This is a genomic window from Pseudooceanicola aestuariicola (genome assembly GCF_045763785.1).
In the GTDB taxonomy this organism is placed as follows: Bacteria; Pseudomonadota; Alphaproteobacteria; order Rhodobacterales; family Rhodobacteraceae; genus Pseudooceanicola.
The window spans coordinates 655,035-681,867 of record NZ_JBJGSF010000001.1; the positions used below are offsets into that span (position 1 = coordinate 655,035).

A 26,833-nucleotide genomic window follows, 5' to 3' on the forward strand; every position below is an offset into this window, starting at 1 on the left:
AGCCTGCTTACGTGGCGGAGCCGGGCCAAGTACGCCATATTCCGGTGAAAAAGGTTGTCTGGTACACCCAAGCGACCTTGCCAAGCCAATTGACTGGCCCATAGTTAAATCTTTCGGATCCCCAAAATCGAGGGACATGACTTTGGAGCTGCCGGAGCGCCTATCAAAATACCTGCGCAAATCACATATTGCGTTGGCTTTGTCTGACACGTCCCAAGACGCGCCGCTGGTCTTGGTGAACAAGGCGTTTTGCGACCTGACCGGGTATACCGAAGATGAAGTGCTGAACCGTAACTGCCGATTCCTGCAGGGTGAGAACACCACCGAGGAGATGCGCGCGCCTCTGCATGATTTTGTGCACGGCAAGGGCCCTGACGCGGGGCGGTTTCCAATCCTGAACTATCGCAAGGACGGCACGCCGTTCCACAACTACGTCTACATGTCGCGGCTGCGGGACAGTGATGACGAGGTGAAATTTATCCTCGCCTCTCAATTCGACATGACTTCGGCCCTGCAACGGTCGACGATTTCCGCGAACGACGAAAAGCTGCGCCATGCCCTGAGCGATTTGGAGCAGATCAGCCGGGAATATGGTCTGGCAATGATGGGATCGGCCAAATTGCTGGCGGATTCAGTGGCCATGATGGCCCAGCTCTCACTTACAGAAAAGTAATTGTCAGAAGATCCCCGGACATAACGATGCGCGACGAAGATTTGAACGACACGACCAGAACCGGGGAAGACGCTGGACGGCTTTGTATCGTGGGCATCGGTGCCTCTGCCGGGGGGCTAGAGGCGATCCGCGAAATGCTGGCAGGCGCGTCGCCGGATGCGAACCTTGCCTATGTCGTGATCCAGCACCTTGATCCGAACCACGAAAGTCTGCTGGCCGAGCTTTTGGCGCGTCATACCGACCTGTCCGTGCGGCAGGTGTCGGGCGGGGAGGAAATTCGCAGCGGCAATGTCTACATCATTCCGCCCGGTGTCGGCCTGTCGGTTAGCAAGGGCGTGCTGAACCTGACCGAATTCGCCCAGCCGCGCGGGTTACGCCGCCCAATCGATGACTTTTTCGAAAGCCTTGCGCTGGATCAGGGGCGGTTCGCGGCCTGCGTGATACTGTCTGGCACTGGTGCTGACGGCAGCGTCGGCCTGCGTGCGATCAAGGAACACGGTGGGCTATGCATCGTGCAAGAACCACGGTCCGCCAAATATGATGGCATGCCCACCTCGGCCCAGAACACTGGCCTTGTGGATTTTGTCCGGAAACCGAACGAAATCGTTGAGGCGATCCGCGCATACTATGCCCATTCCGTGCAGGACCAGACAGACACCAAACTGGCCAACACGATCGAAGACAACCTGAACGAAATCTGCGCCGTCGTGCGCAATTTCGTCGGCCATGATTTTTCGGGATACAAACAATCCACTCTAATACGTCGGGTGCAGCGCCGGGTTCAGGTTCTGAACCTTCAAAACGCCGAACAATATTTGCAGCACATCCGCTCGGACCCCAGTGAATGCGAACTGCTGTTCCGTGATCTGCTGATAAACGTCACGCGATTTTTCCGCGATCCCGAACATTTCGAGGTGCTGCGCGAAACGGCGATCAGGCCGATGGTCCAGAACTCCGGCAACGAAGATGATCTTCGCGTCTGGGTGCCCGGCTGTTCCAGCGGGGAAGAAGCCTATTCCATCGCCATGCTGATCGCGGATGAATGCCGGTTGCAAAAGCGGTCGGTGAACATCCAGATTTTCGCCACCGACATCGATGAACAGATGTTGCGGATCGCGCGCGAAGGGACCTATGCGCAGGCCGCGCTGGCGGACATCCCGGAACGGATGCGGGACGATTACACCATTGCGCGCGATGGGCATTTTCAGGTGTCGTCCAAGATCCGCGACATGATCCGGTTTTCGGTCCACAGCATCGTCCGCGACCCGCCGTTTTCGAACATCGACCTGCTGTCGTGCCGCAATTTGCTGATTTATTTCGGCGAGCAGCTGCAGAAGGCCGCAATGCCGATTTTCCATTATGCGATCAAACCGGGGGGCATTCTGTTCCTTGGGCCGTCGGAAACGATCGGTCGATATGACCACGAATTTCAGGCCATAGACCAGTCTGCCCGCGTTTTCCGCCGCAACAAAAGCCGCCCCGAATACCCCCTACACCTGCGCCATCAAGAGCCGTCAACGGTCCCCAACAGACGCCGCCCGCGCTATGATGAAGAGCCGTCCAAGCGGCTGGACTGGGGCGACGGTGGGGCCACCGATCGCATCCTGTCAGCCTATGCGCCAGCCACCCTGCGGGTCACCGCGTCTGGCGAGATCCTTAAATCCACCGGACGTCTGGGCAAATACTTGGACTTCACCCTTGGCGGCGACTCGAACAGTTTTGCCCCTTCCGTCGCGCGTCCCGGCGTGCGCGAAGCGATCTCTGCCATCATCCGGCAGGTCAGCAAGAGCAAGAAACGCACGATCTCTCGGGACCTGACGGCTCAGTCGGAGTTCGGCAGCCAGCCCTTCGACCTGATCGGAGAGCCGCTGAACGACGGCACCTTCCTTCTGGTGTTCCGCGAAAGCGACCGCTTCGCCGCGACAGATGAGGATGATTTCGAGTCTGTCCTGCCGATGGACAGCCACGTCCAAAGCCTTGAGGACGAGTTGCGCTCGACCCGCGTGCGCCTGCACACCACGGTCGAAGAACTTGAGACCGCCAATGAAGAGCTGAAAAGTTCGAACGAAGAAATGATGTCGATGAACGAAGAGCTTCAGTCGACAAACGAAGAACTTTCGACCGTCAATGACGAGCTGAAGGGCAAGGTGGATGAACTGTCGGTCGCGAACTCTGACCTGTCGAACTTCTTTGCTTCGACCGCGCTGCCTTTGGTCGTTGTCGATGCGGACATGTCGATCCGCAATTACACCGACGCGATCCAGACAATCTATCCCTTCCGCAATTCCGACCGTGGCCGCCCGCTGACCGAAGTCACCAGCGCCCTGCGTCAGGATACCGAACTGCTGGAAGCCACCCAAGAGGTGATGCAGGACGGGGAAATCCGGCACATGCGTGTCTGGGACCGCGCAGAAGAGCGCACATGGTCGCTGACGATCACGCCCTACCGGTCGCGGGACGGTGAATTGGATGGGGCGACGCTGGTCTTCTCGGAACTCACCGACGCGATCCGGTTGGAGGACGCGCTGGAACGCGAAAGCGAAAGACTGCGCCTTGCGCTGGACGTGTCCAACCTGTCGGTCTGGGATTTCGACCCGTCGTCCGGCGCCATCCGTATCGATGCCACGGGCACGTCCCTGATCGGGCTGCCAGATGAAAACATCACCTCCAGCGCGTTCTTCAAGGCCGTCCACGAAGACGACCGCGACTATGTCAGCGAAGCCTTCGCCGCGGCCACCAAGGACGGTGACCACATCGATCTGATGTTCCGCCCCGTGGGCGATGGCGCGACGTCACGGTTCACCCAGATCGTCGGCCAGCGGATGAACAGCCGCAACGCGTCGCGCATCCTTGGCGTGGCCTTCGACGTCACCCGCGAACAAGAAGACCGCGACGTTCGCGAGTTGATGCTGAGAGAGATGAACCACCGCGTCAAAAACATGTTCGCGATCATCTCGGGCATGTTGCGCATCGTGGGACGGTCGGTCGACAACGTCAGTGATCTGGTCGATGCAATGCAGTTGCGGATCACGGCGCTGGCCCGGTCCCACGACATGACGCAGCGCGCGCCCGGCGGGGCCGCGCTGACATTGGCCGACGTGGTCAACGCATCGCTGGACCCTTACAGCGATCACGCCGACATCAAGGTCGAAGGCCCCACCGTTCAGGTCGAAGTCGGGGAACTGACCGCGCTGTCGCTGCTGCTGCACGAATGGGCGACGAATGCCGCCAAATATGGCGTCCTTGGCGATGCGAAAGGGCGGCTAGAAGTCACTTGGGATAACCAAACCGAAAACCAAATCATACTTTCGTGGAACGAAGTTTTGACTGAAGGCGTTGTATCGCAAGATGAAAAAGCCGGCTTTGGGTCCACCTTGGTTCAACTTTCGGCAATGCAATTGAATGGGCGCCTTGATACGACGATTGGTGCCAGAAACCGAAGGATGACCCTTGAATATGTCCCAAGCTTCAGAGGGCAAGACGCCAAGTAAGACTGTATTGCTCTGCGAAGATGAAGCGATTGTCGCGATGGACATTCAGTTCATGATCGAAGACTGGGGGTTTGAGGTCATCGGCCCCTTCGCTGACAAATCCTCGGCCAAGACGGCCCTGGCAGACACTGTGCCCGACATAGCGGTACTAGACGTGAACCTGCGCGACGGTCAGGTCTATCCGCTGGCCGATACGCTGCGTGAAAAGGGCGTCAGGCTGATCTTTCACTCTGGTCATGTGGATGATCTGGAGATCAACGAACGGTACCCCGGTGCCGAAACCTGCATGAAGCCGATCGAGCCGCTGCGCCTGAAAAACGCGCTGATGACGGCTGAGGCATGACAGGCATTGGCTGGATCTGAACCCCCTTGGGTCAGGTCGGGCGTACACCGGAAAAAGCGCGTGGTTCTTCCAAAAAGCGTTGAAAATTAATTCTGCCTTAAGATAGGCTAATCTCCAGCGGCACGAATTGCGCCGCGTCCAAGATAGTGAATTCATTATAGCGGGCGGACCGTTTTCAGGTTCGGGGGATCTCGTGATTGGCATGGCGCGTAGGCGATAATTTGATCGCCGGGCTTCATATATTATTGCCCAAAGGGCGCAGACGGATCGGGCGGTTGCTTGCATCCGCTTCTATCATTGCGCTTGCCACGACCTCTCTTTCTCAGCCCCCTGCAATCTCGGTCGATGGACGCACGAACACCACGGTTCGCATCAACGGCGCGGTGACGGATGTCCGCACCGGAACGGTGCGCAACGGATCTGGCTTCAATTCTTTCAACCGTCTGGATGTGAACCAAGGCCGCACGGTGAACCTGCATGTGCCTGATGGCGCCAGCCGGACGATCAACCTTGTGCGCGACAAAAGCTCTGTGATCGCGGGCACGCTGAATTCGATGACCGGCGGTCAGATCGGCGGCGGCATTGTCATCGCTAACCCCAATGGCCTTGTGGTGACGTCGACCGGGCAGGTCAACGCGGGCAGCTTTGCGGTCTCGACGCCGACGCGGCAGTTCGTGGATCAGTTCTTCAATGCCGATGGCAGCCCCAAGGACGCGTCAGTCCGCGCGCTTCTGGATGGCAGCGCACCGCAGGCTGCGGCGGATGTATCGGTCGCGGGTCGGATCACAGCGGGGGGTGTGCGGTTGCAATCGGGCCGGGACGTCTCGATCTCGGGCCTGATCGACGTGACCGCGCGCGAAGCCTTCGTGTCGAACTTTGCCAATACAGGCCGGGTTCAAACGCACGCCGGACGGGACACCACGATCTCGGGCACGGTGCGCACGCGTAAGGGGGACAACGGCGGATCGATCGGTGTGACAGGCGGCGGTGATGCCCGTATCTCTGGCGTGATAGATGCCAGCGGGACGGGTTCGGGCGATGGTGGTGAGATCATCGTTTTCGTCGACCGCGACGCCTACCTGACCGAAACCGGGTCGCTATTGGCCGAAGCGCCGTCGACGGGCGCTGGCGGGTTCATCGAACTGTCGGGCAAACAGCTGGTGTCGGCGGTTGGGCATATGTCGGCCCGCACTGCCGAAGGGGCGAAGGGGCAGATCCTGATCGATCCCGAAACCTTCGAATTCGTTGGCAGCATGACAGCCGAAGGTCAGGACATCACGATCATCGCCACGCAGGCGATCATCGTTCAAGACGGGGCGACAATTTCGACGCGCGTGCCGGGGACGAACCTGTTCTATGCCGAAGGCGATGCAGGCGATATCACGTTGCAGGCCCCGACGATTTCTATTGGTCGAAACGTCACGCTGGATGCATCCGGCGGCGCGAATGCCAGCTGTGGTTTCTGCGGTATCCCCTACATGGGCGGGATCATTACGCTAGAGGCCATCGCGCAGGAAACGCTGACCACAGCAGGTATCGCCGCAGGTGCCCAGACCCGCATCGAAATCCGTGACGGTTCTGTCCTGAAGGGGCGCGAGGTCAATATCATCGCCCGGTCAACCGCCACGGTCGATGTGGAAACCATCCGCGATGCACCGGGCTTTTTCGACAATGGCGCACCGTCGTCGATTGCCGAGGCGATCAACAACGCCGCCGCTGTCGCCGTCGACAAACTTCAGGCCGCCACGGACATCACGCTTTTGCCCGCGATCGTCCGGGCCGAGGCCGTCATCGACAGTAGCGCCTCTTTGATCACTGCGACGGGCGGCACCGTCACGGTCGACGCCTTGGCGGAAACGCTGGTCAGCTTGGCGCCGGAGCAGGACAAGGTCGCACTGGCGGGCGTCGGGACGTTCACCGACGCGCGTGTCGTCCTGCGCGGCTCGACCAACCAGTTCGGCAATGCGACCAGCCAGAACATTCAATCGTCGCAGATATCCGTGCCGGACGAAAACGGCGTTTGGCAGCCGCTGGAAAATGGCATTTCCGTTTCGGCGCGCACGAAAGAAGTCGTCGATATCGACGTCACCGGCGGGGAGAACGGATCGCTGGCTGGTTTGGCTTTGGGGTTCGCCTATCGTGACCAAAGCGCGATCGTTGAATTCCGTTCGGGCAGCAGTTCTTCCTTTACCGCGCCTGTGACCTTTGGCGGCAGAACGACCATCCTTGCCGACGCTGAAAAGGATATCTCGATCAAGGCGCGGGCCGCGGACGGCAAAGCGGCCAGCGTCGCTGGGGCCGTCGATTTGGCCAAGGGCGAAACCATCGTCGCGGGCGGGTTCAGCCTGAATGGCGAAGAGTTTGAAAACAGCGTCAAGGCCACGACGCGCGTGACCGATTACACCGTGCAGGCGGTGTCGAAAAACGGGACCGACACCACCGGCGGTGAAGACATCGACAGCGGTGCCGTGCGGGACGAAGTGGACGGCGCAACGGGCAACGTCACCCGCGCCTTTGCCACCGGAGAGGACGAGGTCGCATCCGGCACGCCCGCGCCTGCAACGTCCGAAGGCACCGCAGGCGAGGCGTTCTTTTCCGCCGGGCTTGCGCTAAGCCGTGTCACCCAAGCGACCGAGGCGACGACCGCATCGACCAATTCGATGGACAACACCCGGATCGGCGACGTCGCCCCCAGCAACGGCGCGTGGATCAACCTTGGGACCTATGATGGTCAGGCAGGGTCTTTCGAACTAAGCGCCGAGACCGCTTTCGACAGCGTCGCCGTTACGTCCGAGGCGGTGTCGGAACAGGGCGTCATCGTATCTGGCGCCATCGCGTCGTGGGATTTGGGTACCACCGCCCGGCTAGAGCGCACACGGGTAGAGGCCTCTGCCGACGATCAGAATGTATTGGTCTCCGCGCGAACCCAACTGCCAATGGTGGGTGCGGCTGATCCGTTGAGGACCGAGGACATCCTGTCGGGCCTTTCGGCCACCGATACTGGCCGCGTTGCCGCCCGGGCCGCGGGCAACGGTCAACTGGGCTTTGCCGTGGCGGGCGCGTATTCGAACGTGGACACTGATACGACGGCGCGTGTGACCAGCCTGAACTACCTTCGCGGGCAAGAGGACTGGGAAAGCAATTATTACGGCGGTGGCGAACTGGACGAGAGTTCGGCCGAACCGCCCGCCCGCACGTTCCTTGGCCAGTCCGAAGACCCGACAAGTTCCCCGGAATTTCTGTCCGCCGGGCGGCTGACGATCGAAGCCATGACCAACGGGCGTCTGGATACGCGCGCCAATGATCCGGTGTGGTCGTCCGACACCAAGGACGGCAACGAAAACCTTGCCGCCGTCGGCGCCGGTGTCGCCATCGGTGTGTTCGACACCACCACCCACGCCGCGCTGGACAAGCTGATCTCGGACACCTTCAGCTACGGCCCCGCCGTTCGGCTGACGGGCTTGGACATCTCCGCGACCAATGCGCTTTACACGACCACCGCCGCAGGCTCTGGCCAACTGGGGTCGTCCGGCGCGATCGGATTCAGCGGCGCGCTGGCCTACAGTAAGCTGACCACTGACACGCGCGCGGCGCTGGCCTCGGAAATCGATCTGGTCGTCAAACCCCGCGAGGATGGCACATTCGGTGCCACTACCGTCAGCGCACGTGACGACAGCAAGGCCGCCACGGTTGCAGGCGTCGCCCCGGCAGGCAGCGCGTTTTCGCTGGGTCTGTCTGCGGCGCTGACGGAACAGAACCGTAAGACCCGCGCCGGGTTGGGTGAGCTGTTCGAGCTGGACTACATCCCGTACGAGACCGATCAGGGCGGGTATTACGAAGACAAGCCCGCGCTTTTCGATCGTTACGCATACGATACGGTGCCCTACACCCAGTTCTTCGATCTGCTGACGATCACCGCTGACACCACGGGCGGGGTCGCGACACTTGCGTCGGCGGGGACGGAAGGCACCGGGGCAGAGGCGGACGCCGACAAGCCAAAGCCCGCGCGCATCGGGGCCTTGGGGCTAAGCGATGACGCCACCAGCGAAGACACGCTGGACGCGGAAGACGAAGACAACCCGGGCGAGGGCGCCAAGGGTGGTTTTGCGGCATCGGGCGCAGCGGCGGTCAACTATGGGACCGTGAACACGCAGACCTACATCGGGACTTTGGGCAAGGTCGTATCGGACGACACCATTTTCCGCGCGACCGACAGCGCGACCACCGTGGCGCAGGCGGGCGGCATCGTCAGCGGTGCGGGTCTGGTTGGCATCGGCGGTGGTTTTGCGCGTGATACGCTAACCCGCAATACCGAAGCTTACCTGCGGGGCCTGTCGCTCTTTGCGTTTGGCGATGTCGATGTCACCGTGTCGCGCAGCGGCGAAACGACGGTTCAGGCCAGCGGTGCATCCGGGCGGAATGGTGCTGCGGAAAGCGGCGTGCCATTGGCGGGGTCTTACGCAGTCAAGAAGGGCAGCGATGATGTCCGGCTTGAAATCGGGTCGGCTTCTCTTGGCGCGCTTGGGCCGCTTAGCCTCAGCGCGACGAATAGCGCAACCACGACCATCAAGGCCGGCGCGGATGCAGGCAGCGTCGGGAATGAAGCGGCGTTCGGCGTCGGCTTGGCTGCGGCGCAAGACCTTGGCACCAGCGATACCGACCTGATCATCACCCGCTATTCGTCGCGGGATCTGGACGGCACATATATTCCGCCGCTGACATATTCCGCCCTGATCTTTGGAGAGCCGGGTTCCGGTGGTGATGTTCCGGTTCTGGTCGAAAACGCCCGCACGACAACGGTTGAGGCCGCATCATCTGGACAGGTTGAAGGCTTTGCCTTGTCCGGCTCGGCGGCGATAGCTAAGGGCGCACGGTCCGCCACGCTCGATATCTCGAACCGCAGTGGTGACGTGATGGGCCTGATCGTTCCGGGCGGCATCGACGCCAAGGCGCGGGTCGTGGGATCGACCACGGTTAAGGCGGGCAGCGATGCGTCCGGCAAGATCGCCGTGGGCGTGTCCTATGCCGCGCAGAAGGAAACTCTGCGCGCAACCACGTCTTTGGGCGCACTCTACGTCAGCGGGTTGGATGAAACCTATGCGTTGGCCAACGCGCAGGACGTGACGTTCGGTGCCGTCACGGATGCCGATCAAAGCGCCATCGCCATCGCCGGGGCCGCGGTTCAGGCGGATGAGGACGCGACAGAGACCGACGCCACGGAAACCCCCGCCGAGGGCGCTGAAGCTAGCAATACCGAAGGCAGCGAAGAGGACAGCGGCACCGCGGGCTTTGCTGGGAACGGCGCGATGGCGGTGAACAAGGCCGATGTCCAGACCACTCTGGTCCACACTGGAACCGGGACAGTCAACGCACATCACGTGACCCTTTACGCCCGGGAATCCAGCGATCTGAGCGCCCAAGGCGGAGGCAAGACCGAAGCTGGCGACGCCATCGGCGCGGGTCTTGGCATCGGTCGCCTGAAGCCGACGACAACGGTGACCACCGATTTCACCGGGCTCAGCTTCTCTTTGACCGGCGCATTCTTCGCCGAGGCGATGACCGACACCCAAGGATCTGCCACCGCGACCAATGGCGCGTTGTCTGACAAGCTGGGCATCGGCGTGAATATCGCGGGCGGTGAGGTCAGCGCGACAACGAACTTGATCTACGGGGACGAGACCCGCGCCGGAACGGTGTTTGCTGCTCGCGCTACACTGCTGAACCAAGACCTGTCTGACTTTACCGCCAGCGCCGACGCCGTGAACGCCACGGACGAGACGGCGAATTCCATCGCCGTCGGCGTCTCGGGCTTCCGCGGCACGCGGACCGCGGACCTGACCCTGACGGGCACAGAGATCTACTCTGGCACCGAAGCCACGATCCAGTCCAAGACCGCCGCCACCTTTGATGCGCTGTCCGAAGGCGTGCGCGGCACGCGGGTGGACTTTGCCAAGGTTAACGACAGCACCGACGACGAAGGCAACGTGACCTCTTCTGGCGGGTTCAATCTGGAAATCGCAGCCGCCTTGGCGAACCTCAACAGCGATGCGACAGTCACGCTGGACAACGTCACCGTCGACGCGGGCACGACCGCAGACCTGATCGCCGAAGCAACGCTGGAAAGCGCGATTGCCGGTCTTGGCTATGCCTCGGCTGATCTACAGATCGCCGACAGCGACATCACCGGCGCGAGCATCGAGGTGTCCTCGATCGCCACATCCACCGTGGCCGTCGACGGCAGCGTAGAGACGAACCACGCCGCCAGGACGCGGGCCGAAGCCGAGAACAACAAGGACCTGCTGGACAAAGTAACCGCGCTGGCGGAAAGCGACAGCGAAGACGACAAGCTTGCCTTCTCGGCCGCCTTCACACCGCAAAGCGCCAAAGCCAGCGCGACGACGAACGCGGCAGACAGCAGCTTTGAAAGCAGCGATGGCGACGTGGATGTCCGGTCTGTTGCCAAAACGGATGTGACCTTGGGTGCAGGCGCAGCGCCCTTCGCTGTGACACTGGCGATGACCGAAACCAACGCGCTGACCAAACTGTCTGAAACGGCCGTCATCGCGGATGAGGCGGCAGAAGTGACAGCCAAGGTCGTCGAAGCGCAGGACCTGACCGCCACGGCGAATTCCGACAGTAATCTGCCGGTCGATGCGGCAGCCATCATTTCGATCCGGAAATCGTCGTCCCGTTTGGAGATTGCCAATGCTCTGGCTGGCCCGGCGATCACGGGCGACACCGTTCTTCTGGATGCGCTGACCGAACGTGATCTGTCCTTCAACCTGCGTGCGCATGGCGCGGCCACCGATGTGGTCGCCCTTGGTGCGGTGGTCAGCTATTCCGACGCGCTGACGCAGGCGCTGATCGACGGCACGATCACCGCGACCGATACGCTGGCCGTGGGCGCCCGCACGCGCACTTCGATGACGTCGCTGGCCTTGGCGACAGGCGGCGACGCGGTAGAACCCGCAACGGCAGAGGATGACGCATCGGGTTCCGGCGACGGGCTTGGCGGCACGGTGCGCGACATCGCGGGCCGTGTGGCGGGCATCGGCGCGCCCGACAGTGAAGAAACGACTGCCGAAGACGGCACCGAAAAGACCATCGACGACGCCGTTCAGATTGGCGCGGTGGCCTCGGTCTTCGTGCATACTGACGCGGCGCGCACGGTCATTGGCACGGCCACGCTGACCGCCGGCACCACCGCCGACCTGTATGCCAAGCACTACTACCCGACACTGTCGCTGAACTCTGGCGCGCTGCTGGATGCGGATGTCGAAGATACGAAAACCGCCGTGGCAGTGGCCGTCACCTACGCGGGATTGGCGCATCAAACAGAATTGGACCTGACCGAAAACGCCACCGTGACCGGCGACATTACGGCGCGCGCAGAAACGCGGTATCGCGGCCCCGAAGATTTTGCGACGGTCGATGCCTCCCTAAGCCTTGCGAACAAGATCACCGGGTTCGATGAAAACGCCGCGAAACCTGAACTTGACGGGTTGTCGGACAGTGATTTCGCGATCTCTCAGACCGTTGCGGCCTTTGGGGACAAAGTCGGTGTGGGCGTCGATGTCGGTGTCCTGAACCTTGATGCCGAAAATACGCTGACCGTTTCGGGCACTCTGACCCAGACCGGCGAAGACGATATGATGCTGCTGGCGCAGACGGTGAACACCTTCGGGGTGCGCACCGGCGATCTGGGCGGTACACGCGGGCTGGGCGAGTTGGACGCGCTGAAAAAACAGTCCGAAGGCGAAACGGCCAGCGTCGGTGGCGCGGTTTCCATCGCGCTGATCGATGAGGTCAACCGCGTCACCTTGGAACAGACTGCCAGCCTCTCTGGCGGCGACGTCGCGGCCCGCGCCGTATCTGACGCCAATTACGCGAACTTTGCCAAATCGACGGGCAGCGCGACCAAGACCGGCGTGAATGGCGCATTGGCCCTGACCATCGCACGCCGTGATCAGCTGATGACCGTCGATCCGCGCGTGATCTTTGGGGCGATCGGGTTGGAGGAAACCAGCCTTGATGCGCGCGCGATCGATCAGGCGCAAATCGCGACCATGGGCGATACCTTCACCTCTGCCGGGAAGGCGGGCGTTGGGGTTGGTGTCGGGCTGACGTTGCTGCGCGGCAAAACCTCGACCGTGTTTGGCACGCGGGATGAAAATGACGATGCGATTGCCGTCATCACCGGCGCGATCAGCGAGGATGTTCGCAACGACATCCATCTGGGCGCCGACACGCAGTCGCAAATCGTCACGCTGGCCACGCCCGGCGTGAAGGCGGGCGCGGATTTCAAAGGCATGGCCGAGTCGCTGGACTTTGACCAGATCGCAGGCGGCGGCATGGGAGAGGCGGCGCAGCTTGCTTCCTTCGAAAAGGTACTGGCAATCAAGGAAGGCATCCCCGAATCCGACTATGGCATCGGGATCACCGGCGGCTTTGCCATGGTACAGGGCACGGCCACGACCGAAGTGATTGCCGACCGTGCCGATCTGTCCGGGTTCGATGCCGCAAGCTTTGTCGCCCAGGACACTCTGATGTCGCTGACCCATGCCTCGGCCGAGGTCGAAGGCCTGCTGGCCGACGCGATTGCCGGGGCAGGTTCGGTCGACGCGCTGGCAAACAGGGTCACGGCCTCTTTGACGTATGCCAATACCTCAGGCCGGGCGCTCAGCGATTTGACGGTATCAGCCCTTTCGGACGGGATGCGCAAACTGGGCGCACGGGGCGGCAGCGGTCCGTCCTTGGGCGATTATTCCGTGGTCGGCTCTGGCGCGGTGATGGTGGGCGCTGAAACGGCGATTGCCGATCTGTCGAACGCACAGCTGGATGTGCAGGGCGGATCTGCCGGGCAGGGTCTAAGCCTGACGGCCAAGGCCGCGCGTGATCACGGGCTTTATGCTGGCGTCGGACAGGCGACCACTGGCAAGGCAATCGGCGTTTCGGCCTCGGTCGATGTGGCCAACAAGACTGCCGAAGCCCGGCTGGATGACGCGACCATCGATACCCGCGATCTGGATGTCTTGGCCGAGGCGGAGGCGAACCGCCGCCTTGTCACGCGCGCCGGGGCCATTTCCGGCACGACGGCGGTGCAGGTCTCGGGCTCTGTCCTGACGGGCAGGGTGGATGCGACCGTATCGCTGGACAATGCCAACCTCACCGTCGCCTCGGCCCAGACCGCGGATATCATCGCCCGCACCTCTGGTGACACGGCCGTCCAGCCGATCTCGGCCAACCTGTCGGTCGACCTGGGGATCATGCCAAGCGTCAATACGCTGGTGTCGCGCCGTAATGCGCGTGTGACGGGCACCAACTCCGTGATGACCATCGCCATGTCCGACGCGGCCCCCGCGCGGATCGCGGCGCAGCGTACTGGCGATACGCTTGCGGATGGTGTTGCGGTCGGCATGTCGCAGGGAACGCAGATCGGCGCTGCGGCGGTCACGCTGTTTGACCGCGGCGACACCCGCGTTGACCTGACGGGCGGCCAGATGGACGTCGACGGTGGCATCACGATCCAAGCGGTGGATAGTGAAACCCGTAACGTCAGCGTCGGGGCAGGGAACCTGACGCCGGGTGTCACTGTCAATGCGGTCGCCGGATATCTGGACGATAAGGCCGACGTGACGGCCATCCTGACGGACATGGACCTGACCCGCGGCACCTTCGACGTGACGGCGCAGAAATCCGGTGACAGCCGCGTTGTCGGGTTGATCGGGGCCGTCACCGGGGGCGGATCGGTGTCGGTCAATGGCGCGGTCATGTTCGACCGTGGCAACGTCACGGCACATGTGCTGGGTGCACAGACGACCGGCGGTGTCTCTGATCTAAGCGTGACGGCAAAGGACGCCGGGGACGAAGGCAACCGGGTGCTGTCCGCCACGCTGATCACCGGCGATGTCGGATCGTCCTGGGGTGTCGGCGTCACGGGCACATGGCAATCGCAGACCGGTCAGGTCAGCGCGGTCTATGCCGACAGCGAAACCCGCGCGGCCACGCCGCTAGATGGCACCGACCTGACGATCGCTGCCGAAACCGATACGGCATTGCGGACCGTCAACGTCGACGTGGGCGCGCAGATGGTCGCCTCTGTCTCCGGGCTGTTCCGCATGCAGCGCTCGACCCGCGACGTGGTCGCATCGCTTAGCGCGGGCGGCGACTTTGGCCACGTCACTGTAGACGCGCAGCGGGCGGATAACCTGACGGGTGTCTCAGCTGGGCTGAACTTTGGCGGCACTTTCGGTGGCGATCTGAAGTACCAGCAATTCGTCAGCCAAGGCGGCACGCTGGCGCTGGCCGATTTCGCAACGGGTAGCGTGATCGACGGCAATCTGGCGGTCACCGCGCTGGACGCATCGCAGATCACGGGCGTATCTGCCGGTCTGGTCGGATCGCAATCGGTCGCGGCCTCGGTCGACGTGATGCTTGCGCTGCGCGGCAACGGCTCTGTTGACGAAGACGACGTGTCCGAAGTTCCCTTCTCGGTCGAAGACCGGATGGCCAATGCCGAAGCAGACGCATATGCCAGCGCCGCCGATCTGCAATACAATACCGAAGGCGCGGTAAGCACCGACCGCCCGAACGATACGCCCGACCCGATTGCGGTGCCGGTCGCGATCCCCAACACGATCACTGCGCAGGTCGCCTTCGCCGATGGCAAATCCGCACGCGTAAACGGCGGCATCGACATCGCCGCAACGGACGCGGGCCGGATTGTGATGCAATCTACCCAAGCTGCCCTGTCGGGCGGTGTCGCGGTGCTTGGCCCCTCTGCCGCCTTCGCGCTGGACCGGACGGAAACCTCGGCCGGGTTGCTGCTGCCGGGTGATGCTGGCCTGCTGGCCGGGGCCGATATCAACGTGACCTCTGACATCCAGCAGGGGATGTTCGCCAATACCATCGGCCTGTCGGTCGCCTCGAATTCTTTCGGTCTGTCCTTCGGCATGACGTTCGACAAACGTGCATCTTCGGCGCTGATCGGCGGTGGTACGCTGGCCTCGGGCCACAATATTACCGTCGATGCCACGTCGTCTGGTCAGACCGTGGCGATGATGCTGATGGGACAGGTGTCGGCCTCTGCCGGCTTTGGTGCTGGCGTTGCCGTCTCCTCGGCCAAGCGTGAAACATCTGCCAAGGTCGATGACGTCACACTGATCGCGGATGGTGAAAATATCGCTGATCTTAGCGTCAAGGCTACCAGCGAAGACGCCGCGACCGCCTATGCGCAAAGCCTGTCGGTCAGCGGCACCGCCGGGGCATCGGGTAGCATCGCCGTCGCCATCAGCCGCGCGGGCGCAGAGGCCTTGGTGACCGACGCGACATTGGCCTTGGATACCCTCGCCATCGAAGCGAATTCCCTGTCGCCGGAAGATGGATCGAACACCACCACGGCCGCAGCCCTGCCTGTTGCGCTGTCCGGTGGATCGGCAGGCGTTGCGGGCGGCCTTGCCATCGCGACCCGCACCGGCAGCACTAAGGCGCTTTTGACGAAGAGCGTGGTCACGGCGCAGGGTGACGTGCTGATCGGCGCGGCGTCCTCGGGGCGTTTGCAATCGATTGGTGTGGGCGTCGCGGGTGGCGGCAGCCTTGGGGTCGCGGGCTCTGTCTCCGTCTCGGTGCGCAAGGATGAAACTATCGCCCTGGCACAGGGCGGTAGCATCGACGCACAAGGAAACGTCGCGGTCGCAGCCTATTCGACGACCGACAATGACCTGAAGTCCGGCGGCGACGAAAAGGGCAGCAATTTTGAACTGTCGGGTACCGGCGTCACCGTTGGCTTCGGCGGCGCGACGGGCATCGGCGCATCGGTCAGCGTTCCGGTCGTCACCGGCAAAACCGAAGCGGCGCTGCGCGGGCTTAGCCGCGTTCGCGCCAATGGCAGCGGCACCCCCATGGCGCTAAGCCACTTCTATGGCGGGCAGTCCGTCACTGGCCTGTCTGTGCTGGCGGAAAGCGAATTGTCCTTCAACCAACTGACCTTGACGGCAGGTGTCGGTGGCACTGTCGGCGTCGGCGCATTGGTCGACGTGGTCGTTACCAGCGACGAAATCATCGCCGAGATTGTGGGGGCCGAGGCCGCCCCGACCGAAGTCATCACCGCCCAAGACGTCACGGTCGAGGCTTTGGGCGATCTGAACGTATCTACGATCACTGGCAGCTTTGGTGGCGGCGGTGGCGCGGCGGGTGTCGGGGCATCGGTTCAGACGCTGGTCACCGATCGCACTATCGAAGCGCAGATCAAAGATGCGCAGGTCGATCTCGGCTCTGGTGATCTGAGGATCGCGGCGCTGTCGGATGAGCAAATCATCACCGTGTCCTTCTCGGGCGGGGCAAGCACCATCGCGGGCGTCGGCGCGGGCGTTCTGGTGCACCGTGCCGCAACGGATGTCAGCGCCAAGCTGATCGACACGGCCGTATCCACGGCGGGCGACATCACGGTAGATGCCGATCTGATCCGCGACCGCGCGTCGACCATCACCAGCGTTGGTATCGCGGGCAAGTTCGGCGGGGCCGGGGCGCTGATGATCCTGTCGGCCGATGACAATGTCGTCGCCGCAATCGAAAACACCGGCACACCGGAGGCGATCACCGCCTACGACATCAATGTGACCGCACAGGCGCTGAAAACCGTGTCTTCCATCGCGACGACGGCATCGGGCGCGATCGTGGGGGGCAACCTGACCATCGCCACGCTGATCGACTCCAGCCGCGTTCTGGCCGAGGTCTCCGATGGCGTGACACTGGGAACCCAAGACGCGATCCGCGATCTGACTGTCACCGCCCAGACCTTGCGCCCGGCGCGTGGTGACGACGAAAACACGCTAACGGTCGGCGGCATCTCCGGCTCATTCGCAGCCGTAGGCGCCACGTTCGGCGTCGTGCACTACGCCGATGACACGCTCGCCCGTATTGGCGCGGCGCAGATCGACATGACCGGCGATCTGAGCGTCACCGCCTTTAGCGATCGTGATCTGGACCTGCGCAGCAACTCTTTCGCGGTTGGGCTGGGCGGCGCGCTTGGCTTTATCGTGGCAGACGCCTCTTATGGATTTGTGGCTGAAGAAGAGCAGGTGCGCGGACGTGACGAAGCGGACGCCCAATTGGCCGCGCTTCAGGGTGAAACGGTGGCCGAGGTCGAAGACGGCGACGATGTCCGCCACGATCTGACCAGCGGCACAGCCCGCGCCGACGACGGCACCGCGCTGGCCCAAGCTGGATACGAAGTGGCCGTTCAGGATGTCCGCGATCAGATCACGGCGACCAGCGAAACGGGCCGTACTGATCGCACCCGCGCACTGGTGGATGATAATGCGCAGATCAGCACTTTGGGTGGCTTGGACATTACTGCGACGGACGTCTCTGACCTGTTCGTCCGGGCGGGCACATATAACGTTTCTGGCGGCGTCGCCTTTGCCCCGGGTCTGGCCCGCGGCCGTGTCGCGACCGAAGTGGCGGCGACCATTGGGGCAGCAACCGTCGCCGCGCGCAACGTGACCCTGACCGCACGCTCGGGCACTGATCAGGACGCGGCCGAGGCTGGCGCCGAAGCGGGCGCTGGCAGCCTAGGCCTGACCTTCAACGCAGCCCCCGTCGTCGTCACCGTGGCAAACGACCGGGCGACGCTGGCCCAGATGGACGCGCAGGCAGAACTGAGCACCGACGGCCTGATCGGGGCACCGGGAACGCTTAGCCTGACGGCCAGCGCGGTCACGCCAACCTCGGCCATCGGGTCCGGGTTCGCAGGGTCTTTGGGCGGGGCGGCCAGCGGGATCTTTGCCACCGCAAAGGATACCAGCACCGTCAAATCCGCCATGGCAGCCGATCTTGATGAAGCTTACGACGTCGATGTCGCAAGCGATCTGGCGGGCGAACTGCGCGCCGAGGCGAAGGGCTTTAGCATGGGCCTCGTCGGCGCTGGCAGCCTGATCCGCGCCAGAACCGTGGACAGCAGCCTGATCGACAGCACGCTGGCGGGCACCTTCAACGGGGTCGGAGATTTGCGCGTCACCGCCGAAAGCAATCGCGATGTGGTGTCGCTGGCCGAGGGCGTCAACGGCGGTGCGTTGGCTATTGGTCTGACCTTTGCCGATGCCGATGTGACCCGCAGCACGCGGGCGAATTTCGCGGGCTATGTCTTGAACGGCGGTCGGATTGACGTGCTGGCCAAAGACGGTGCCGCGGCTGACAGATCGCGGGTCTTTGCAACGGCCAAGGCAGGGTCTGGTGGGGCTTTGACGGGGGCGGGCGCGGACTCGGACGCGCTGTTGGAAGGCGATGTTTCGGCCACCTTCGCCGGATCGGTCTATAGCGACGACATGGTCACGGTCCGCACGGTATCCGGCGCGCTGGTCGAAACGCAATCTGACGCGGTTAGCATCGGCGGCATCAACGGGGGCGCGGCGACATCTGAATCCGGACTGACCCGCAAGGCGCAAACGGTCGTATCGCTGGACGGCGTGGTATCCGGCCTGTCCCTAGCCGCCGACAGCCATGACGAGGCGATGTCGCGCGCCCAAGGCAGCGGCGGGGCCATCGCGGGCGTGCTGGCCACCGGGTCCGAGGTTGCCGTCAATTCGTTGACTGACGTCGTGCTGAAGTCCAGCGGCGACACGGGCCGGCTGGAAGTGATGGGCGCGCTAAACGTCACGCGCGACGCCTCCCTGTCGTTTGGGTCGCTGGCCGACACGGTTCAGGTCACCGCACTGGGTGTGGGCCGCGCCAAATCGCTGACCGACATCACCCGGGGTGGCGGCATCACGATTGGCAGCGCGACCAACGGGTACACCCTGTCCAACATTGGCGGCCTCTACCTCTCCAGCCGCTCTGACATCTCCAAGGACCGGCGCGGCGCGGCCCGTGACGCCGAAGCGGGCACTGGCAGCCTTGTCGATTTCTCTGGTGCGATTGCCGAAGAAACCATCCGTAACCGCAACGCAATCACGTTTGCCAGCGGCGCATTGGTGCAGAACTTCGGCTACGGCAATGTGCCTGTGGTGGTCGCCACCTCCAGCACCGACACTGGCCTCAAATCCAGAATGATGAGCGGCGGCGCCGTCGTCGCCGCCAAGGCCGAGGCGGTCAGCACCGTGACCCAGACCGCCACGGTCACAGTGGCGCAGGGCGCAGCGATCCACGCCTATGACGACATTCAGATTGCGACCCGTTCGGACGCTGACATCGATGCACAAAGCGACGCCTCGGCCTTTGGTCTGGGATCGCGTCTGCGCAGCCTGGCCGAGGTGGATTACAACGCCAACGCAGGCATCACCGTTGCCGGTACGATCGAAAGCCAGCAGGGCGACATATTCCTAAGCGCCGGTCAGGCCGAAGGGCGTGCCAGCGATGTCGACTTGACGTCGAATGCGACCTTCTTTGCCGGGACGATCATCCCGTTGGACAAGCGTCCCGAAAGCAACATCATCGCGACGATCAACCACGGCATCGACGTTACCGCGACGGGCGAAGTGCTGGCAGGTCGCACGCTGAACCTGACCACCGCACAGCCCGATCTGACCTTCACCGCGCGTGGCCGCGGTAAGAATACCTACACCGCCACCGCCGAAGAGATCGCGAATTTCGCCATCGATGTCTGGAACGCACTGGTCAGCGACGAAAACGAAATTGCCGAGGTCGATCTGGACATCGACCCCGAGACGGAGCAGCGCCTGACGCTGGACACCGGCGTTAAGGTTGACGGTCGCATCGCATCGGGCCGGGCCGCCTCGATCAACGTAACGATGGCGCCGGATGGCACGTTCCTGAACAGCGACGGCACCACGACGACCACGCCGCAGAACGCGCGCTATCTGAACATGACACTTGGCGATGCGGTCGCCCTGCTGATCGAAGATCTGGACGCCGACCGAGAGGCCGCTATCGCCGCAGGTGACACCGCGCTGGCCGATCTGTTGGCCCTGCAGGCGGGCGAATTGGCCGGACAACTGCAGGCCTTGGCCGAGGACGTAGACGACACGGTCAAGCTGCTGCAACTGAACGACCTTATCGTGCCTGAAGGTAAAGGCGATATCCGCATTGCAGGCGATTTCCTTGTGGGCACGGGCACCGTATCCGCTGGTGCTGATGTCGGTGTGACGGTCGATGTTCAGGCCGACGACGTGGCGCTGTTCGTGGGCGATATCACACTGCCCATCACTGCCGGTCAGCTGTTCCTTGATGGCGTCAGCGTCACCAACACCAGCGATGTGGCCGGACGGAACGCGTCCCTTGCGATCCTGCGCGCCGGAGAAGCCGCGCAGGCCGGGTTCAACGGCACCTTCGCCATGGCTCACGCGGCCGCCGAAGCGCAGACCCTGACGCTGGCGACACCCCGGTCGGCACGTGCCTCGGTTGAGGTGACGAACCTGCAAGACATCTTCCTGATGGGCGATATCGACAACCGCAACGGCACGGTCGAAATCACGTCGGTCTTTGGCGATTATTACCAGTTGGGCAGCATCACCGCCGACGAACAGGTGCTAAGCGCGGTGAACGGCGATGTGCTGGTGGGCTATCAGCCGGGCGTCAACAACATCAAAGGCCAACCCGACCTGCGCCGAGAAGCCGCTTTGCTGGCGGTCGAGCGGTCGTACTTTGACGGCGACAGCGTGGCGCTGCCGGCGCTGAACCCGGACTCCGTCGATGACCGGCCAGCGCTGACCGGCAACTCGGTGTCGATCTTCGCGGAAACCATCAATCTGAACGGCGAAATCAGCGCGGGATCCGAAGCGCGTGGCGTCGTGATCGGCGAATCCGCTGACCTCTTTATCCAGAATGCTTTCGGCGGCGTCACGAGCGGCCGGTATCTGGTGCACAACCCCGACGCGCCTGACGCGAAAAGTGGCATCACCGGTGACATCGGAGTTTACTGGAACGCCACATTGCAGCGCTTCGAACTGCAGCCGGTTCAGTCCAACGGCGGCCGGGTGCTGCTGGCCGCGCGCGACATTATTTCGACCGGCGGCGGGGCGATCAACACGCTGGACGGTTTTACCGAGATCACGGTCGACAGCCGCAGCGTTCGCCCGCTTTACGTTGATACGCTTGATACCGGGGGTGAGAACGGCGTTCGCGGTGTGATCGAGTTCGTCGATTTCGGCACGGTGGTCGATCCGAGTGCGACCGAGATCTTTGACCGGTACCGCGTGGACCGTTATGAAGGCGTCCAGATCAACAGCACGACCCGCGGTCTGCAGCGGACAGTAAACGGCGGCACGCCGACGATCTTTGCTCCCCAGATTGGTGAGCGTGAAACCTTCTACGCCGTACAGTGGGAAAACGGCAACGTGCCCTATCTGACGTGGGATGTGACGACGACCTTCGACGTCACCTCGGGCAGCCGCTTGGCGGATTACAACAGCCGCATCATCAGCGATTATGACGTGACCTATGCGCTGAACAGTCAGCAGGGCCACATCTGGACCAAGGGCGACATCACGACCGAAATTACCCAGCAGGGCACCTTTGAGACCCAGACCACCACGCATTTCCTGCGCGCGACCGAAGATATCGCGATTGGCCTCTTCGGGTCGGAAGATGTTGACCTGAACCTGCGTCATAAGGGCGAAATCCAGCTGGCGGGCGACGTGGTCAACGCGGCGGGCGATCTGATCATCGCGACCGGCAACGTGACCAGCAACGGTATCACGCGTCTGTCGGAAACCGGGCTGCCCACGTGGAAAACCGCGCTGAACCCGACCCGCCGCATCGTGGCCGTGTCGCCGTCGGCCCGCGTCGTGGGCAAGGACATCATGCTGACCAGCCATGACGGTGTCGCGGGCTACACGATGGAAACCGGTATCGGTGGCACGGGCGGCAGCGCGCTGACCGTGAAGTCCACCGATGGCGGCACCTTCTACGCAGGCGCCTTCGGCACGCAGGTTGGGGACGTGGATATCGCAGCGCCCGACAGCCGCCTGAACGTCCGGGCCGTGATCGGTGACAACATCAGCCTCTCGGCCACCGGGTCGATCCTTGGTGCAGTCGGCGGTCTTTATGATGCGCTTGGCGATCTGACGCTGACCTCTCTGACGGGCAGCGTGGATGCATCCGGTTCCAAGGTGCGGGGCGATTTGAACATCTATGCTACGGGCGACATCAACTTCTCGGGCGGGGACCCGTTCGGCGCGCTGGAACTGGGCCGGATCGAAAGCCAGTTGGGTAATATTTCGATCACCAGCACTTCGGACGTCGTGGATGCCAATACGCTGGAGACCCGCGATGTCGTGACCGAAGCTTCGCTGCTGCAGGCACTATGGACCGAGGCAGGCTATCTTGGGGCCGAGGCCACGGCGCGTCAGGACGCAGCGCTAGAGGCCGAACACGCCCGCCGCCGCACCGCATTTGAATTCTTCTGGACGGCAACCAACCTGCTGGACGGCCCCTACGATCCGACGCTGGTGTTCGATATTTCCTCGACCCAGGCGCAGGCGATTGCCGATGCGGGCGGCGATCCCAACAGTGAACGCCGCCGTCTGACGAACCTGTATCACGAAGGCTTTGCCCAGACCGGCGGCCAGGCGACCGATCCGACGACCCTGACGGTAGGCGCGGGGCTTGGCGTGGCACTTGGTGAGCGCGCGCCGACGACCTTCGACAACAGCGTGGCGCGGAACGAATACCTTGCGGCTTACGATCCCAACTTTGTCCCGACCATTTCCGCGCAGGACGAGGCCGCGATCCGCGCGCCCTTTGCCTTCACCGCCGCCGATCTTGATCTGGGCCTCAGCACCGGCTTGGTCCGTCGCGTCACCGACACCCAAACGGATATCGAGGTCGCCAATATCTCGGCCCCGGGCAACGTGTACCTTGAAGCGCGCAACATTGGTCAGGATGTCCAAATCGGCAGCCTGCGCATCTACAACGACCCGGCCATCGTCACCCGGCGCGAAGACGACACCTTCTATCTGGGTCCGATTGCGGCCAACGCAGATGGTGTGATCGAACAGGCGATCGACCGCGATTTCCTTGTGATGCTAGCGGGGGCAGAGCCTGAAGATGTCGAGGTCGCTAACTTTACCTCTCATCCCGATGGGCTGGTCATGGCGATCAATGTCTACGGCACCGAAGACGTCGATATCGACGCGGGCGGAGAGATCACGGCCATCGCCACCGAAGCCACGAGCGGTCGCGCCTTCATCGGGTCCGAACTTGGGTTGAACATCGAACAGGCCAATGCCGATGCGCGCGTTCGTCTGAAAACCGCACAGGCGCTGGTGGGCCGCCAAAGCTTTAACGATGACCAAACCCGCACGGCCGAGTTGATCCTTGAAGCCGGGAATGGCGGCATCGGGTCCGAGGCCGCTCCTTTCCGCGTCGCGGGCATCGGCGACGGCTTCAACTCTGATCAGGGGGACGTGACGGTCACCCTGCGCGCGGCGGGCGACATTTTCGTGTCGCGCGGCACGCCGACGGCGAACATCACCGACCGCGACCTGATCGTCCGGTCGGGCTTCACCACCGGGCATGTCAGCCTGACCAATACCTTCGGCAGCGTTCTGGCCGACCCACTGGGGACCGAAGCGCTGGCCGCCGGGTCGCTGTCGCTGACCGCCTCGGCCGATATCGGCGGGGTAAACGGCGCGCTGGATCCGCTGCGTGTGTCGCTGCTGGATGACACTCGGACCTCGAGCTTTGTCGCGGGCGGGTCCGTGAACGTCCGGACGCTGGCGCTTGGGGCCGAAGACGGGGTTGCCCAGCCTTCAAGCGGGACGTTGCGCGTCGGCAGCGTGCAGGCGCAATCGATCCGTCTGGCCACCGAAGGCGATCTGTTGCTGCAGGGCGAAAGCACTGAATTCTTTGACCAGGGCGGCAACTCTCTGGGCAATCTGCTAACCTATCCCGCGATCGTGGCGCTTGGTCAGGGTAACATCGTGCTGCAAACCGACGGCTCGATCTTGGATGTCAGCGATGATCGCCCGGTCGATACGCCGATCAACGACCGCGTGGCGGACATCGAAGGCGGTGATCTGCGGCTGCTGGTGGCCGGGGCCGTCGGGACAGCCGATAACCCAATTGAAACCGATATGCTAAGCCTGTCGGGCGGCGCGACCGACGGCGCCGTGATCCGGGACAAGCGCGATCTGGTCTATGCGGGTATCAGCACGCCGAACGGTGTTCAGGACATTCAGGCGGGTGGCACGCTGCTTCTGAACCGCATCTTCAACGCCAATGGCGCGTTGTTCGAGGAACAGCACACCGGCGAATTCGGCATTGATCCGGACTTTACCGTGGCGCAATCCACCAACATCTCGGGCACGGATGTACGACTGGCGGGATACAACGTGCAGGTTCTGTCTGACGTAACCTTTAGCGGCAACGCGCTGAAACTAGACGCCTCGGATCGCATCGTGTTCTTCGACGGCGCGGATTTGATCGGGCAGGGAGCTGGTGGCCGTCTGAGCCTTGAGGCCACGCGCCTGAAAGCCTTGGGCAACAGCACGATTGATGCCCGCGGGCTGTTGGATATCGCGGCCAGTGGTAGCGTGCATTTGGATCAGATCTCCGGTGGTCAGGTCGATGTCTTCGCGTCGTTCGTCACCCAGATCGAAAACCCGAACCGGCCAAGCGACACGATCACCCAAGTGAACATCGTCGACACGGAAATCGCCCGCGTCACATCGCGCGGCAATCTGGACCTTGTCGTCACAGGCAACAGCGTGATCGGCCCCGTCAAGGCGGCAGGCGACGCCAACCTTGATCTGCGGCATCCCTATCAAACGGGCCTGACCACCGATCTCGCCTCGGCCCAGGCGGGGGGTATCCTGCGCGTGACGGCGGACGATCTGGCCAGCGGTCTGCTGCCCCTGAACGCCACGCAGATCCAAGGGAACATCGGCGGTCGCGACGTGGTCGTTTCGCTATCCCAGCCCGCCGTCCGGATGGAGAACTTCATTTTCCGCGGCGGAGGCGCCAGCGCGGTTCAGGCATTGGGCACCGACCTGACCCTTGGGGATACCGCGTGGCTGAACGTCGGCCGTGTGGACGCCCGGACTGTCACCGTGGCCGGGGCCGCGCGCACCGGGCAGGTCTTTGGCGCAAGCCATTGGCGAATTCTGGATGGCATGACGATCCTCAAGGGGTCCGAACTGCAGGCAACCGGTGATCTGACCGTGGACATCGGGCAGCGGTTGCTGCCGGATTATCCCAACGGCAATGCCAAAGCCGATCTGATCATGGCCGAGGATGCCAAGCTGGGCGCCAGCGGAAGCCTGACGCTGAATGTGGCGGACCGGGCCGAAATCACGGGGCTGTCTGCCGGTCGCGTCACCCCGGGTCTGGGCCTGTCCCTGACGGCAGGGACGCTTGCGGACGCGGGCAATGTTCAGACCGACATTACGGCGAACAACCCGGGCGTCATCACGCGCATTCAGGGCAATGTCGAAATGAAGCCGACGGCCTATTTCACCACCCAGATCAACACGCTTGAGGCGATGATCGGAACCGGCGATCTGAACATCTATGAACAGGACACCCTGATCGTGACCTCGGTCGAGGCCGGGCGCGGCAAGATCGACATTCTGGCCGAGGGCGACATGCTGGTCCGTCGGACCAATGCGAACACGAAGATCGAAGCTTACGATGACGCTGGCAACCGTGGCACGGTGATCCTGACCGCAGGTGACGACCTGTTCAGCGAAGGCGTCGTGAACGTCCGGGCCGGTCTGCTGGCGCTGACCTCTTTGGACGGGAATATCGGCAGCATCGTTCAGCCCTTCGTTCTGGGCGCAGGCGTGGTCGATCGGATGTCCGCCACGGCGGCTGGCAGCATCGTTATGGAAACGGCCATCGCCCCGGGCGAAGCGACCCTCTTTGCAGCCGATCAGGGCGCGTTGATCGTGACCGCCACGGGTCAGGGCTTTGCCATCAATCAGGGCGTATCCGTTCTGGGCACCGATCTGGATAACGTTGAGATCCTCGAAGACGTCACCGGCGTGCGCTATACCACCCGTCCCGAGGCACGTTCGATCATCTTGGAAAACCGCTATAGCGTGCGTCAGGCCCCGGATGGCGGCATCGAAGGTGATATCGAAGAACTGCGCGACACCTTCGAAGATTTCGTGCCACCGCGCTTTACCTGGGCCGAGATGGAGGCCGAGGGTATGACCCCGCGCCAGACCACCAACGGCTTTGCCAAGCGTCTGCCCGATGCGGAAAACGGTGAAGATGAGGAAGATGAGGAACAGTCTGAGCGCGAAGAGGCCTCGGACGATCCCTTTGCCTTGTCTCGCGGTCCGAGGGGCGGTTTTGTGACGGTGTCGCCGTTGTTTGCGACCGATGCTGGGGGCGTGACTGCAAATTGAAGAAACTGACACGACACAT

The 26,833-nt window shown here is 62.8% G+C and carries 4 protein-coding genes; all 4 read left to right on the top strand.

Features of this window, described 5'->3' with window-relative positions; all coding sequences use genetic code 11:
- Positions 1-136 precede the first annotated feature (136 nt).
- The 4 genes from ACI3GR_RS02985 to ACI3GR_RS03000 all read left to right on the top strand — a co-directional run bounded on the left by ACI3GR_RS02985 (position 137) and on the right by ACI3GR_RS03000 (position 26,814).
- Complete coding sequence (locus ACI3GR_RS02985; RefSeq protein ID WP_407492480.1) at positions 137-673, top strand: PAS domain-containing protein; 537 nt, start codon at positions 137-139, stop codon at positions 671-673.
- A gap of 26 nt (positions 674-699) precedes the next feature.
- Positions 700-4,164, top strand: a complete 3,465-nt coding sequence (locus ACI3GR_RS02990; protein ID WP_407492481.1) for a CheR family methyltransferase — start codon at positions 700-702, stop codon at positions 4,162-4,164.
- A complete protein-coding gene (locus ACI3GR_RS02995) occupies positions 4,130-4,507 on the top strand; it encodes a response regulator (RefSeq protein WP_407492482.1) in 378 nt (125 codons plus the stop codon). The genes ACI3GR_RS02990 and ACI3GR_RS02995 overlap by 35 nt, the downstream gene beginning before the upstream one ends.
- Before the next feature lie 275 nt (positions 4,508-4,782).
- On the top strand, positions 4,783-26,814 hold the full coding sequence (locus ACI3GR_RS03000; RefSeq protein WP_407492483.1) for a leukotoxin LktA family filamentous adhesin: 22,032 nt from the start codon (positions 4,783-4,785) through the stop codon (positions 26,812-26,814).
- Positions 26,815-26,833 lie beyond the last annotated feature (19 nt).

What these genes read in the sequence shown, in the direction of transcription:
- ACI3GR_RS02985 (WP_407492480.1), top strand. Translation starts at nt 137, where the DNA reads ATGACTTTGGAGCTGCCGGAGCGCCTATCAAAATACCTGCGCAAATCA.
- ACI3GR_RS02990 (WP_407492481.1), top strand. Translation starts at nt 700, where the DNA reads ATGCGCGACGAAGATTTGAACGACACGACCAGAACCGGGGAAGACGCT.
- ACI3GR_RS02995 (WP_407492482.1), top strand. Translation starts at nt 4,130, where the DNA reads ATGTCCCAAGCTTCAGAGGGCAAGACGCCAAGTAAGACTGTATTGCTC.